Source organism: Streptomyces endocoffeicus (genome assembly GCF_016741935.1).
Lineage (GTDB): Bacteria > Actinomycetota > Actinomycetes > Streptomycetales > Streptomycetaceae > Streptomyces > Streptomyces endocoffeicus.
Genome location: NZ_JAERRG010000001.1, coordinates 222,941 through 236,261, shown reverse-complemented (window position 1 = coordinate 236,261; position 13,321 = coordinate 222,941). Strand labels below are relative to the sequence as shown.

Here is a 13,321-nt window from a genome sequence, read left to right as displayed (position 1 = left end):
CTTCTCCTCGCACGAACCCTGCCGTCGGTTCCGGTGGTCAGATCGCCGGGCCCGGGACCAGGAGGTCGCCCGGGATGCCCGCCTTGTCCGGGGCGTAGTAGTCCTTGATCCCGGCGACCCAGATGGCCACCTGGATCCGGTCCAGGCCTGAGGGGCCGAAGGCGTCGAAGGTCGCGTCGATGTTCGCGCGCTCGAAGCCGATCGCCCTCATCAACGCGACGAACGCGGGGCGTTCGATCAGTCCATCGCCGTCCGGGTCGCCGAGTGCGGCGAGCGCCTCGGCGAACACGCCGATCGTCGAGTCGAAGCGCTCGGGCGAGAGCACGCGGGCTGCATACTCTTCGTAAGTGATCTTGCCGTCGCCGTTGGCGTCCAGTTCCATGGCCAGGGTCGTCCAGTACTGGCGGAACGCCGCGCGCATCGCGTCCTTCGCCGCCTCGTCCGCGTCGGGCGCGGCCTCGATGACATTGTTCGCCATGAGGTCGAAGTCATCCGCTTCGAGGACGCCGTTGCCATTGACGTCGAAGAGGGAGAAGACGTGTGCGACCCGCTTGATGGCCTCCGTGCGCATGAATGTTGTCACCCTTCTTCGATCCGTCTACTTCAATCCGTGGGCTGCTCAGGGCGGTTGGGTGGAGTACGGAAGCAACCGCCGTGTGTTGGGCGCGGCCGGAAGTTCGTGTCCGGCTGCCTTGCTCACTATTTGGCCGAACGGCTTGCTCATACGGTGGTTATCCCCCTTCTTTCACTCGAAAGATATCCGCCCGGTCGAGGGCAGCGAGCGCATCGCCCAGGCGCAGGGAACTCGCCGGCTCCCGCGCCGTCAAGGGTCACCTCCGGTCCACCGGTTGCTCGGCCCGCTCATCGCCTCCGGGTGTGAGTAGTTGGCGTACGGGACGTTCTCCGAGGTGCCCACGCGCCCGGAGCTGGAGCGGTTCTTCTTCCTCGACGATGACGACCGTGATCTGATCGCGCTGCGTCGTACGGAGCGCACCGGCTGGGCATGGCGGCGCAGATCTGCACGGTCCGCTACGTCGGCCGGTTCCTGGGCGAGGACCCGCTCGCGGTGCCGTGGGGGCCGTGGAGTACCTGGCCGGGCAGCTCGGCATCGCGGACGCCTCGTGCGTGAAGCGGTACGCCGAGCGGCGCTCGACGGTGTACGAGCACGCGGACGAGATCCAGAGGCGGTTCAAGTACAGTACCGGGACTTCACCGACCGGAAGTGGGGGCGGGAGTTCCGCAGCTTCCTGTATGGGCGGGCGTGGACGCACGCCGAGGGGCCGGTGGCGCTGTTCAGCAACGCGGTGACGTGGCCGCGGAGGAACCGGGTGCTGCTGCAGGGTGTCTCGGTGCTGGCCCGGCAGGTGTCGGAGGCCCGTACGGCGGCCCAGCGGCGCCTGTACGAGGCGGTGGCCAGGGCGACGTACCCGACCTGTCGGGCCGTTCGTTGTCGAGGCGGAGGTCGCGCGCGGATACCCGGGGCCGGTAAGCGAAGAGGACACCATGGCCCGCACGAAGGTCCGGCCGCTGGGCCGCCGCACCCGCTGGTGAAGCCGGCCGGGAAATACGCGGTGTCCGGGGACTGTGGCGACCTGCTGCCGGTGGACCGCTTCACCCTCACCCGCTCCCGCCGCGCCTGACCCGCCGGCGGGGGCCGGTCCTCCGGCTTGACTTCGAGCGCGCTCCAAGTCCTAGTTTCGCAGGCGTTCGTCAGTGCTCAAGGTACCGCCCGGTCCGCCGGGCAGGAGGAGTATCCGCGCATGATCACCCGAACCACGCTCGGCTCGCCCGGTCTCACCGTCAGCGCGATGGGCCTGGGGTGCATGGGGATGAGCGAGAGCTATGGCGCCGCTGACTGGGACGGCGGCCTGGCCACCATCGACCGGGCCCTGGAGCTGGGCATCACGTTCCTGGACACCGCCGACGCCTACGGCACCGGGCACAACGAGGTGCTGGTGGGCCGGGCCATCCACGGCCGCCGGGACCAGGTGCAGCTGGCCACCAAGTTCGGCATCGACCGCAGTGCCGGCGACCGGGCACGCCGCATCCGCGGTGCCCGGGACTACGTGCTGCGCTCCTGCGACGCCTCGCTGCTGCGGCTGGGCGTCGAGGTGATCGACCTGTACTACGCCCACCGCCCGCCCCAGGACGTGGAGATCGAGGAGACCGTCGGGGCGATGGCCGAGCTGGTCGAGGCGGGCAAGGTCCGCCATCTGGGCCTGTCCGAGGTCGACGGCGAGCTGCTGCGCCGGGCGCACGCGGTGCACCCGATCACCGCGGTGCAGAGCGAGTACTCGCTGTGGACCCGCGACGTCGAGGCGGTCACCCCGGTGATGGCCGAGCTGGGGGTCGGGCTGGTGCCGTACTCGCCGCTGGGGCGGGGGTTCCTGACCGGCACCCTGGACCGCTCCACACTGGGCGAGAAGGACTTCCGGCGCACCAACCCCCGCTTCGCCGGTGAGGCGGGCGAGGCGAACGAGAAGATCGCGCGGACCGTGCGCGAGGTGGCCGACCGGCTGGGTGCCACCCCGGCCCAGGTGGCGCTGGCCTGGGTGTACGCCCAGGCCGAGCGGCTCGGGGTGGCGGTGGCGACCATTCCGGGCACCCGCAGCCCTGCCCGGCTGGAGCAGAACGCGGCCGCGCTGGAGCTCACCCTGGACGCCGAGGCGCTGGCCGCGCTGGACCCGCTGAGCGACCAGGTGATGGGCGAGCGCTACACCCCCGCGCACACCGCTGAGGTCGCTCGGGGTTAGCCGGTGGGCTCGACGCGCACGACGTCCAGCTCGACGACGTCGTTGACGTCGCGCCCACCGGTGACCTCGCCGGTCACGACCAGCCGGGGTCGGGCGGGCGGTGCCCCGCACAGCTCGACGGCCAGGATCGCGCCCCGGTTGCCGGAGCGCGCCGATGCACCACGTCCGCCGGTTCCTGCACCAGCGCGGCGGCGTCCGCCTCACCCGGCAGCAGCGATCACCACGGCATTTGACCGGCGGCGAGCGCGAGGAGATATCCCGCGGCGTCGCCGCCGGAGAATCTGCCCGGCAGCTGGCCCGGCGGCTGGGCAGATCGCCTTCGACCGTCTGGGAGATCGCCCGCAACGGCGGCCGGGACCGCTACCGTGCCGCGTCCGCCGATGCGACCGCCTATGCGTGTGGGCCGGGCGGTCGGGGCGAACTTCCGGCACGTCGCCAGCTCGCCACCCCACCCGGCGAACAGCGTCTACCGGCCCAGACGGCGGAATCCGCAGTGCCGCATCCTTCGCGCCGCGCGGCCGGTTCATCTCGTCGATCGGGCACTCGATCACCCGACCGGTCATCCGGTGGATCTCGACCTTGTGCCGCAGCTCCAAGAACAGGAGGCCGACCCGTACGGTCCTGGGCTGCCCGGACAACCGCGTCGTGCCGACCTTCGACCACCGCTCGCCGTCGGCGGACTCGTAGCCGGTGATGGTCTGGCCCGACCGCGTCAGCCGCAGCCAGCGCGGTGACGTGGTCGAGACCCCGCTGTCGCTGCCCGCGGTGTCATGGCGGTAGTCGTACCGCATCCGCACGCCGTGGCCGCCGGTGAGCATCAGCGTCGCGTAGGAGGAGCCCTGTGCCCGCCTCGCCGGATGGCAGCGAGGGCGGTGAGCGCCTCACGCACCTCCTCACGGTGGGTACTGGTGTCCTCGTAATAGGCCACGATGGCGTCGGTGGCTTGCTGACCACCGATGCACGCGAGGGCGCGGAGGGCGATGGGGTGACACCAATAACTCTTGTCGTCGGCCAGAAGGAGGGCGAGGTGGGGCACGCACTCCGGCAGTCGGCGGTCAGCGAGGGCTTCAGCCGCGGTCACGGAGATGTGCCGGGGAATGTCCGAGGCGGACAATCGTGCCAGGGCCGGGATCAAGCGGCGATCCGGGCGAGAGGCGATGGCTTCGGCCAAGGGACGCAACAGGCCGCTGTGCGGCCGTGCCGACAGGTGATGTGCCAGCGCATTGAGCGTCGGTACGGCAACGGCACCCATCCTGCCCAGGGCACGGAGCGCGGCCTGCGCGGCCTCGTCGCAGCCGTCCGCCATGGCCAGTTCCCCCAGCCGGTCCGCCACTTCGCGGGTGGGGTAGGCGCCGAGTGCCTCCGCCGCCCGCGGGCGCACCGCTTCCGAGGTGTCGTCATGCAGCGCCGCGAGCAGGACGGGCTGGGACTCCGGCGCGGTGATGAGACCCAGAGCGCGTACGGCGCGGGCCCTGAGGCGGGCCGGTTCGGCATCATCCCGTGCGAGCGCGGTGAGACGGTCGGTGGCAGGGCGATGGCGCAGGGCGCCGAGGGCGTCGATGGCGGCGCAGCGCAGAACAAGCGGGGCCGCGTAGGTCAGGGACGGAAGGAGCAGAGGGGCGGCGGGCTCGTGCCCGATGAGGCCCAAAGCGATGGTGGCACCGAGGCGTTGAGGGCCGCTGGGGGGACCGGCGAGCAGCCTCGACAGCCGCTCGATCGGTGGCGAAGGGAGCTCGGCGATCACCTTCGCCACGGTCTCCGTGACGTGGCCGTCGGCCAGCGCCTCCAGCAGCACGGCCGCTGCCTCGTCACTGCCGACAGCAACCAGCGCATGGGCGGCCGCTCTGCGCTCCGCGGGCAGGGAGGCACCAGTGACCAGTCTGGCCAGTGCCGCCGCATCCCCCGCACCGAAGAGCTGGGGGACGTCGCGGATGACGGAACACACCGCGATACGGGCGGGTTCCTCCTCGTAGGGGCGGTGGGCGAGGAGGGCGAAATGGAGGGCGCGTCGGCCCTCATGGGTCCTGGTCAGCAGTGCGGCGGCCATCCGGGCCATCCCGACGTCCGGATCACGCAGCGCGTTCCGGAGCAGCATTGTGGTCATGTTCGGCGGGACCGGCCACGCGCTGTCGTCGGGCAGCATCGTGAGCGCCTCGAGCGCCGCCCGGCGCAAAGCAGGTGGTGAGCCGTCGGAGTCGACGAGGTACAGCAGCGCCGGCGCCGTACGAGGGTCCCGCAGTTCCCCCAGGACGCCCACCGCCTCCGTGCCGCGCAGCGGCAGCAGCCCCCACAGGGCGATCAGGAGGGCCGGGACGGTCACCGGGTCGCGGAGGTTCGCCAGAGCCTGGAGCACCACACCGCGCGGACTGCCCTTCCCCAACGTGTCGAGCAGGACGTGTACGGCCTCGGGGCCGCCGATGGAGCCGAGCGCCCGCAGCACGGTCTCCTCCTGACCCGGGTTCTCCAGCTCGCCACTCTTCAGCAGCCCGATGAGCGCCGGGACCGCGCGCCGCTCACGCAGCCGTCCCAGGGCGTCGACAGCGGCCAGCCACAGCCACTGCCGGTCGAAGGCCTTCCTCTGGACGCAGCGCAGCAGCACATCGGACGCCCGCCGGTCTCCCAGGTCGGCGAGCATCTGGATCGCCTGCCGGGCCAGGACGCGGTCGCGGGACCGCACCATCCGGCACAGGCCATCGATATCGCCGCCAAGCCGCATGCGGACCACTTCGCCGCCGCCCATCAGCGCCCCTGGCCTTCGTCGCCCTCGGCCATCGCGACGTACAGCGGCGTACCGACGACGATGTCCAACTCCTCGCCGCCCGGGTCGGTGACGGTACCGTGCAGCAGACGGCGTGCCAGGAACTCGCAGTACACGGCCGGGCCCCTCAGCGACGCCGAAAACTCCAGGACTTGTTCCAGGGCCTCCCGTTCATCGGCCGGATGTCCCCGCCCACTGATCGCGGTGGGTTCGTCGCGCGGCCATTCCTCCGGGGCCTCGCGCAGCAGCCGGAACAGCGACGGCAGCATGGAGTGGGCCACCGAGATACCCTCGGCCGGTGTTCGCTGCCCCACGAGGTGGTGCGCGGACCCGATCAGCGCGATGACCGTGCGGCCCTCCCGGCCGGTCATGAACACCGGGCCCGTCGGCTGGCCGTATCCGGCGATCCGCAGCCCGAGATCGCCCCGAAACCAGGAGCTCGGCTCCGCCATCCACCCGATGTCGTACTCCCGGTCGAGGTATTCCTCGATGACATCCAGCTGACCGTAGGTGCCCGCCGCGGGGCCCGCCGGCTTTTGCAGGGCGAGACTCAGTACCTTCAGATCCACCTTCGCCTCGGCAGCCAGCCGCCCGAGGAGCTTCTGCGGGATCTGTTGGAACAGCATCTCCAGCTTCGACTGGGACACATAGAGGTAGTACCGCACGCCGATGACCCCCCGGTGACATTGGACGCCACAGGTTACGCCGAAAGCCCGCGCGACTGCCCGTCGACGCCGCGTGGCGATGGATAAGCCGTTGGCTGTCGAACGCTCGACCGAGATAATTCGCATGTCGGAGGCGGGAGGGTGGATGACGGTCTTCGTGTGTGCGGGATGCGACGCTGTCCTCAGCGGCCGGCTCGCGCGGGTCGCGCTGCCCGTCCACGCCCATCAGAAGTGGGGCAACGGACTGCTCCCGGTCCTCATGGAGCCGGGGACGTATGCCGTGGACCCGGAGCCCTCCGGGCCGCCGTGGCGCCCGTGGAGTGAGATCGGCGAGGACGAAGCGGCCGCTCGCGGTGTGTTCGCGCCAGAGCGCGCGCTCTCCTTCGGCCCCCCGGGAGCGATCGTCATCGCACCAGGTGATGCGCGCGGCACCGTGCTGATCCCCGATCGATGCGGCGGCTACTGCTGCGGGCTGGACGGGCGCGACGGCCCGAACCTCGCCTGCGCGCAATGCGGTCTGCCGGTGGCCGCCCGTGTGGACGACTGTTCGCTGTGGCAGTCGGTGTGGTTCGCCCCGAACGCCGTACGTGCCCTGCCGGACAACCAGCCCACCGGCCGGACCACCGGCTGGGAATGGCGGAAATGGCAGGCCCTACCGCCGGTCGCCCCGGATGGCAGCTGGGACCCACGATGGGCCGCGGCCGTGGGGGCCGCACTGGCACACCTGCTGGCAGCCTCGGAAGGCACACCCGTGGCTCTTCCCAACGGCCCGGTCACGGATACGTTCGGCCACGCACTCGATGCGCTGCTCCCCGCTGGGACGCCGGCCAAGACGGTGGCGCTGGCGGGGCCGGGCCTCCCGGCCCGGGAATCGACGCGCCGTATCTTGCTGGTGCCGCGGCACCCACGGACGGGGGAGCGATGGCTCGCCCCCACTACCGCCGAGACCGTGCCCATGCCCGCTGACGCGTGGAAACGACTGGCCTCTCCTGACGAACCGCTCCTGCTCCCCGTGACAGGTGGGTTGCCTGATGGTGTCCAACGCGACGATCCGCTGCCGCGGTATCCGTGGCAGCCGCTTCGGCCCGACTGGGGCGTATTCCTCCACACGCTGGCCCGGATCCCCGCGGTCCGGGAACCGTGGCTGCGCGGGATCTACGACCGGGTGAAAGACCACCCGTACGCTCGCCCCTTCTAGCGGGAGCCGAGGATCCGACGCTTTCCCGCGGACAGTCCGAGCCCGGCCGGGGAGCCTCGCCGAACGTGCCCCGCACCGTCCCTCAGTGGCCGTAGGGCGGCTCGAAACAGCCGGTCTCCATGAATGGCCCGTTGGTCTTGACCTCGAAGTTGGTCTTCTGCACGAACGCCGTGACGCAGGCATCGTCATGGACGCGAAGCCCTATCAGGGCTCCTTCGGGCGTGACGTTGTGGTCGACCTCGTAGCGGGGAAACATCTTCCGTACGGTGAGCGTCCCGCCGAGACGCTCACCCTTCGGCCCGGTCCGCTCCTCTTCGTACCCCAGCTCAAGCAGCGCCGCACGTACGCTCTTCGGGTCCCATTTCTTCTGCTCCCAGAGTCGCTTGAGCACGGGCTCGATGCGGTCGGCTTCCTTCCGCGCGTCCCTGGCACTGGCGGCGGACATCTCGCCGGAGCGACGGTAGGCATTGTTGTCGCCCTGGTGCGGGGCACCGTCGACGGTCCCGGGCTCCACGTAAGGAGAAGCGCCGGGGGAACTGGGGCCGGAACTCGGGGATGTGGCCGGGGAACTGGCCGCCACGTCCGTGCCGCGCTGCTCCCCGCAGGCGGTCAGCGACACGACAGCACCCAGGAAGAGGGCGGTCGCGACGAAGTGTCCGCACGCCTCTGGCGTCAAGGTCCGCATGCGCATGACTCTGCCATGGAGTGGACGGCCGCGCCGGGATCCGGAGGTTCACCCGGGGCGGATGCGCGGGCGTGACGGCGGGCTCGTCCTGGAGGCTGTATCGCGGGCGTATCGAAAATCGCATACGCCGCCGCAACGGCTCTCCGACTCCCATAGGGGGCATGAACCACAACGCATCCCTGTCGGCACCACCCCGCCGCACACGCTCGATCGTGCTCCTCGGCCTGGCGGTCCTCGGCCTGGCGGGCGCCGTGTTCGTCGTGCGGCGGCCGCTCATGATGTCCGCTCCGATGTGCGTGGCGGGGCGGTGGCACGGCTGCTTCGACACGTTCAACGGTGTGGTGCTCATGACGTTGGTCGCGCTGCCGCCCGCCGCGCTGGTGGTGTGGGCTCTGGCGCGCCGTCGCCGTGCCGCCGGCGTCGCATCGGCGTGGCGGATGTCGCTGGCCGAGGTGGGCATGGTCCACGGGACGGTGCCGTTCCTGTGGATGACCATGATGCCGGGTGCCGGGGTCGGCACCGTCCCGCCGCGGGTGAGCCTGGTACCGCTGCGGGACCTGGTCACGATGGGGCCGCTCGGGATCGTCGGCAACCTGCTGGTCTTCGCGGCGCTGGGGTTCTTCGCCCCGATGCGGTTCGCGGCGCTGGCGTCCGTGCCGCGGGTCCTGGCGCTCGGGGCGGGCTGCTCGGTCCTGGTCGAAACCGCACAGTACGTCCTGCGGCTGGACCGGGTGTCCTCCGTGGACGACGTACTGGTCAACGCCGCCGGCGCCGTGCTGGCCGCGCTGGCGTCGCGCCCCTGGTGGCGCACCACGGCGGAAGCGCCGACCGACCAGCCTCGTCCCACGCCCGCACCGGCAGGCTGAGCCGTGCGTCCGGTGTGCGCACGTCCGCGCATACGCCGGCGATATGTTGTGCCGCTTAGGCTTCGGACATGCGCGTGCTGATCGTGGAGGACGAGCCCTATCTGGCCGAAGCCGTCCGTGACGGTCTGCGGCTGGAGGCGATCGCCGCCGACATCGCCGGCGACGGCGACTCCGCCCTGGAACTGCTCAGCATCCACACCTACGACCTCGCGGTCCTCGACCGAGACATCCCCGGCCCCTCCGGCGACGAGATCGCCCGGCGCATCGTCGCTTCCGGCAGCGGCATCCCGATCCTCATGCTCACCGCCGCCGACCGGATCGACGACAAGGCTTCCGGGTTCGAGCTCGGCGCCGACGACTACCTCACCAAACCGTTCGAGCTGCGGGAGCTCGTCCTGCGGCTGCGGGCGCTCGACCGCAGACGCGCGCACGCCCGGCCCCCGGTCCGCGAGATCGCGGGCCTGCGGCTGGACCCCTTCCGCCGGGAGGTCTTCCGCGACGGGCGCTACGTCGCGCTCACCCGCAAGCAGTTCGCCGTGCTCGAAGTCCTCGCCGCCGCCGAAGGCGGTGTCGTCAGCGCCGAAGAGCTACTGGAGCGGGCCTGGGACAACAACGCCGACCCCTTCACCAACGCCGTCCGCATCACCGTCTCCGCCCTGCGCAAACGACTCGGCGAACCCTGGCTCATCGCCACGGTGCCCGGTGTCGGCTACCGGATCGACACCGGCAGGGACACCACCCACCCCGGCGGCACCCATGAATAGACGCCCAGGGCTCAGCGCCCGGCTGAAACTCACCATCAGCTACGCCGGATTCCTCCTCCTCGCCGGCGCTCTCCTGCTGGCCGTGATGTGGGTATTCGTGCTGCGCTGGCTACCGGACGGCCGAGACCCCAGATCCCTCCAGAAGACGTTCGGCCCTGTGATCATCACCGGGCCCAACCGCTCCGACCTCCTGCACGGCTTCGCCCCCGCCGCGGCCACGGCACTGGCCTTCCTCCTCGTGTTCGGCCTCCTGGGCGGATGGATCCTCGCCGGCCGGATGCTCGCACCACTCACACGGATCGCATCCGCGGCACGGACGGCCTCGAACGGGTCGCTGTCCCACCGGATCCACATGAAGGGCCGCCAGGACGAATTCCGCGAACTCGCCGACGCGTTCGACACCATGCTCGAACAACTCGAGTCCCAGGTCGCCGAGCAGCAGAGATTCGCCGTGAACGCCTCCCACGAACTGCGCACCCCGCTGGCGATCACCCAGACACTCCTCGACGCCGCCCGCAACGACCCCACGCGGGACCAGGGCGAACTCATCGAACGCCTCCACACGGTCAACACGCGGGCGATCAACCTCACCGAGGCCCTGCTGCTGCTCAGCCGCGCCGACCGCAGGAGCTTCACCCGCGAGTCCGTCGACCTCTCCCTCATAGCCGAAGAAGCCGCCGAAACGCTGCTTCCCCTCGCCGAGAAGCGCCGGATCACGCTCGATGTCACCGGCGAGACCACACGGACCGTCGGCTCCGCGGCGCTCATCCTGCGGATGGTGATGAACCTCGTCCAGAACGCCATCGTCCACAACCTCCCCGCGGGCGGCACCGTAACGGTCCACACCGAACCGCGGCACGACGCGAGCGTGCTGCGGGTCGAGAACACCGGCCACCCGCTCCCATCGGAACTCGTACCGGCCCTCACCGAACCCTTCCAACGTGCGACGGAACGCATACGCACCGACGAGCATCCCGGCGTCGGTCTCGGGCTGGCCATCGTGCACAGCGTCGTCCGGGCACACGACGGCACCCTCGACCTCACCCCCCGCCCCACCGGCGGCCTCCTCGTCACGATCCGGCTTCCCGGCACGCCGCGGGCCTCGTCCCCGGGCGGGGCCCACTAGATCGTTGACTGGAAGTCCGGTCGCAGGTGGAGCAGGAGGAGGGCGATGTCGTCGCTGCGGGGATCGGTGTGTGGGTCGTGGCGGATGAGCGTGTCGGCCAGGGTGGTCATGGGCTGGTCCGGGGCGTGTGCGAGCTCGTCGGCGAGGCTGGTGGTCGCGTCGTCGAGGTCGACGCCGGGGCTTTCGACGAGGCCGTCGGTGTAGAGGGCCAGCACGGCGCCGGGCGGCAGGGGGATCTCGGTGGCCGGGTAGTCGGTGTCGGGGTCGATGCCCAGCAGGAGACCGGGTGGCAGGTGGAGGATCTCGGTGTGGCCGCCGGGGTGGCGCAGGAGTGGGGGCGGGTGGCCGGCGGTGGCCAGGTGGGCACGGTGGTGTGCCAGGTCGATGTGGGCGTAGAGACAGCTGGTGAACAGGCCGGGGTCGAGGTCGGTGAGCAGGCGGTTGGTGCGGGCCAGGACTTCGCCGGGGGGCGCGCCGGCGGTGGCGTGGACGGCGGTCCGGACCTGTCCCATGAGGACGGCGGCGTTCACGTTGTGGCCTTGGACGTCGCCGATGGCCGCGGCGACGGTGGTGGCGTCGCAGCGGATGAGGTCGTAGAAGTCGCCGCCGATGTCCATGCCGCGAGCCGTGGGCAGATAGCGGGCCGCTACCTCCAGGCCGGGCACGGTGGGGAGGGCGGCGGGGAGCAGGCCGCTCTGCAGACTGTGGGCGAGCTGGTGTTCGGCGTCGTAGAGGCGGGCGCGATCGAGGGCCTGGGCGATCAGTCCGGCGAGAGAGGTCAGGACGGCGCGTTCGTCGGGGGTGAAGTCGTGGGGCTGGTCGTAGGAGACCACGCAGCAGCCGACCGGGCGGCTGGGGGCCAGCAGCGGCAGGAAGGCCCAGGCCGCCCTCTTGGTCAGCCGTGGGATGTCGGGGGCGAGCTGTGCCATCTCGCGGGGGGAGGCGAAGAAGAGGGGTGCTCCCGTGGTCACAGCGCGCACGGTGGGGGCTGACTCGTCCCGGAGGGGAGGGATGTCGAGGCGGTTGATGACCTGGGCCGGGTAGCCGCGGTGGCCGACGACACGCAACCGGTCGCCCTCGGCGACGGACAGGACGAAGCCCTGGGCGCCGAAGGCCGGCAGGACCAGGTCGGCGGTCAGCTCGACTACGTCCCGCACGCTGACGGCCTTGGTGAGCGCGCCGGCCAGGTGCATCAGGTCGTACAGCGTGCCGGCCCGGGTCGGTGTGGCGACGTTCGACGCGCGCTCCGGCTCCGGGTGGTCCATGGGGGTGGTGTGGTCGGTGGGGGAGACGCGCACGCTGACGCCGGAGGCGTCCGGACAGAGCTGGAAGGACAGCCACCGGTCCGGCGGGCGCAGAGCGGTGAAGGACGTGGGCCGGCGGCCGAGGACCGCGGCCCGGTAGCGGTCCTCGAAGACCGGGTCGTCCAGCCATGGCAGTGCCTCCCACAGCAGGGCACCCAGCAGATCCGGGACGCCGCCACCGACCAGGTCGGCGGCGGTGGCGCTGATGAAGCTGATCCGGCCCTCCGCGTCCAGCACGCAACAGCCCTCCGTAAGGCAGCCCTCCGTAGGGCGGTCGCCGGAGTCCACCGCGGCCCGCGCGGCGGTCCGGGCACGCGGCGGGGCCGCCACCCGCGGCTCCGCGGGTGATATCGGGTGCCCGTCCGCGGCGGCATGCCGCAGGAGCGCGCCCGCACGGTCGCAGGTGGAGCGGATCACGGCGCGCTCATGCGCGCTCAGGTGCGATGGGCGCGGTTCGGGCCACAGCAGCACCAGTCCGCCCCAGGCACGGGTACCGGAGGTGAGCGGTGCGGCGACCAGCGCTACGGGGTAGGGCCACACCAGCGCTGCCCTCGGGTAGCGGCGCGCGAGCTCCGTCTGGCTGGCGAGCCACACCAGGCGCCGCTCACGGACCGCGTCCGCCACGGGACCCGAGGCCGGAAGCAGCAACCGTTCCCAGAGCGCGGCGACCTTCGGCGGCACCCCGGTCGTCATGGCCAGCCGCAGCACCTGCCCGCCCGGCGGCAGCAGGTACACCAGACCCGCGGACGCGCCCGTTTCCCGCACCGCCTCGCACAGGAGCGCATCCAGCAGCTCCGTACCGGAGCCGACAGCAGGCGTGGCGCCGTCCCGTGGCCCCCGCCCTTCTCCCGGGAGGTCGCGCATACGCCCGAAGCGGCGCCTGGCCGCCTCGCCGCTGGTCCCCAAGGCGGCGCCGATCCGCGCCCAGCTGGCTCCAGCCTGCCGATCGGCAAGCACCGCGTACCGCACCAACCGCTCGGCCAGCCCGGGAACCTCCGCCACCGCGGCACAGTGACAGCCCACCGCGGCCTCCCGCGCCGGGGACGGATCACCCGTCTGCCGCGCCACCGCCTGCACTCGGGCCAGCAGATCCGCGCCCGCGAGCACCATCGTCTCCCGCGTCCGGGCCGCCGCCGGCCATCGACGCCGCGCCCGCCAGGCCGCCTGTCGGTGAGCTGGGCCGCAGTACCGCCGATTGTGGC

11 protein-coding genes and 1 pseudogene are annotated in these 13,321 nt (G+C 71.5%); 7 read left to right on the top strand and 5 right to left on the bottom strand.

Features of this window, described 5'->3' with window-relative positions:
- Positions 1-37: 37 nt before the first annotated feature.
- A complete protein-coding gene (locus JK364_RS01115; protein ID WP_201846531.1) occupies positions 38-571 on the bottom strand; it encodes an EF-hand domain-containing protein in 534 nt (177 codons plus the stop codon).
- 313 nt (positions 572-884) lie between these two features.
- Between JK364_RS01115 and JK364_RS57980 the strand changes: the two are divergent.
- From JK364_RS57980 to JK364_RS54950, 3 genes and pseudogenes are all read left to right on the top strand, one after another.
- Positions 885-1,421 (top strand): annotated as a pseudogene (locus tag JK364_RS57980) (DUF4158 domain-containing protein); the annotation flags it as partial.
- A 339-nt stretch (positions 1,422-1,760) separates the two neighbouring features.
- Positions 1,761-2,753, top strand: coding sequence for an aldo/keto reductase (locus JK364_RS01105; protein WP_201846527.1), 993 nt, complete (start codon positions 1,761-1,763; stop codon positions 2,751-2,753).
- Positions 2,754-2,907: 154 nt separating this feature from the next.
- Positions 2,908-3,447, top strand: a complete 540-nt coding sequence (locus JK364_RS54950; protein WP_230991251.1) for a helix-turn-helix domain-containing protein — start codon at positions 2,908-2,910, stop codon at positions 3,445-3,447.
- Between the two features lie 123 nt (positions 3,448-3,570).
- On the opposite strand, the gene JK364_RS01095 is transcribed toward JK364_RS54950, so the two are convergent.
- Both JK364_RS01095 and JK364_RS01090 read right to left on the bottom strand, forming a co-directional pair.
- The gene (locus JK364_RS01095) at positions 3,571-5,493 is read right to left on the bottom strand and encodes a HEAT repeat domain-containing protein (protein WP_201846525.1); all 1,923 of its coding nucleotides are present in this window, start codon (positions 5,491-5,493) and stop codon (positions 3,571-3,573) included.
- On the bottom strand, positions 5,493-6,176 hold the full coding sequence (locus JK364_RS01090) for a DUF7019 family protein (protein ID WP_201846524.1): 684 nt from the start codon (positions 6,174-6,176) through the stop codon (positions 5,493-5,495). Before JK364_RS01090 ends, JK364_RS01095 begins: the two co-directional genes overlap by 1 nt.
- A 145-nt stretch (positions 6,177-6,321) precedes the next feature.
- Here JK364_RS01090 and JK364_RS01085 point away from each other — a divergent pair, with 145 nt between their 5' ends.
- Positions 6,322-7,374 (top strand): hypothetical protein, encoded by a 1,053-nt coding sequence (locus JK364_RS01085; RefSeq protein ID WP_201846522.1) that lies wholly within the window; start codon positions 6,322-6,324, stop codon positions 7,372-7,374.
- 82 nt (positions 7,375-7,456) lie between these two features.
- Here JK364_RS01085 and JK364_RS01080 read toward each other — a convergent pair whose 3' ends face one another.
- On the bottom strand, positions 7,457-8,059 hold the full coding sequence (locus tag JK364_RS01080; RefSeq protein ID WP_201846520.1) for a hypothetical protein: 603 nt from the start codon (positions 8,057-8,059) through the stop codon (positions 7,457-7,459).
- 161 nt (positions 8,060-8,220) lie between these two features.
- Here JK364_RS01080 and JK364_RS01075 point away from each other — a divergent pair, with 161 nt between their 5' ends.
- The 3 genes from JK364_RS01075 (at position 8,221) to JK364_RS01065 (ending at position 10,815) form a co-directional block, all read left to right on the top strand.
- A complete protein-coding gene (locus JK364_RS01075; RefSeq protein ID WP_201846518.1) occupies positions 8,221-8,925 on the top strand; it encodes a VanZ family protein in 705 nt (234 codons plus the stop codon).
- Between the two features lie 68 nt (positions 8,926-8,993).
- Positions 8,994-9,689 (top strand): response regulator transcription factor, encoded by a 696-nt coding sequence (locus tag JK364_RS01070; RefSeq protein WP_201846515.1) that lies wholly within the window; start codon positions 8,994-8,996, stop codon positions 9,687-9,689.
- On the top strand, positions 9,682-10,815 hold the full coding sequence (locus JK364_RS01065) for a sensor histidine kinase (RefSeq protein WP_201846513.1): 1,134 nt from the start codon (positions 9,682-9,684) through the stop codon (positions 10,813-10,815). Before JK364_RS01070 ends, JK364_RS01065 begins: the two co-directional genes overlap by 8 nt.
- On the opposite strand, the gene JK364_RS01060 is transcribed toward JK364_RS01065, so the two are convergent.
- Positions 10,812-13,229, bottom strand: a complete 2,418-nt coding sequence (locus tag JK364_RS01060) for a SpoIIE family protein phosphatase (protein ID WP_230991250.1) — start codon at positions 13,227-13,229, stop codon at positions 10,812-10,814. The genes JK364_RS01065 and JK364_RS01060 overlap by 4 nt on opposite strands.
- Positions 13,230-13,321 lie beyond the last annotated feature (92 nt).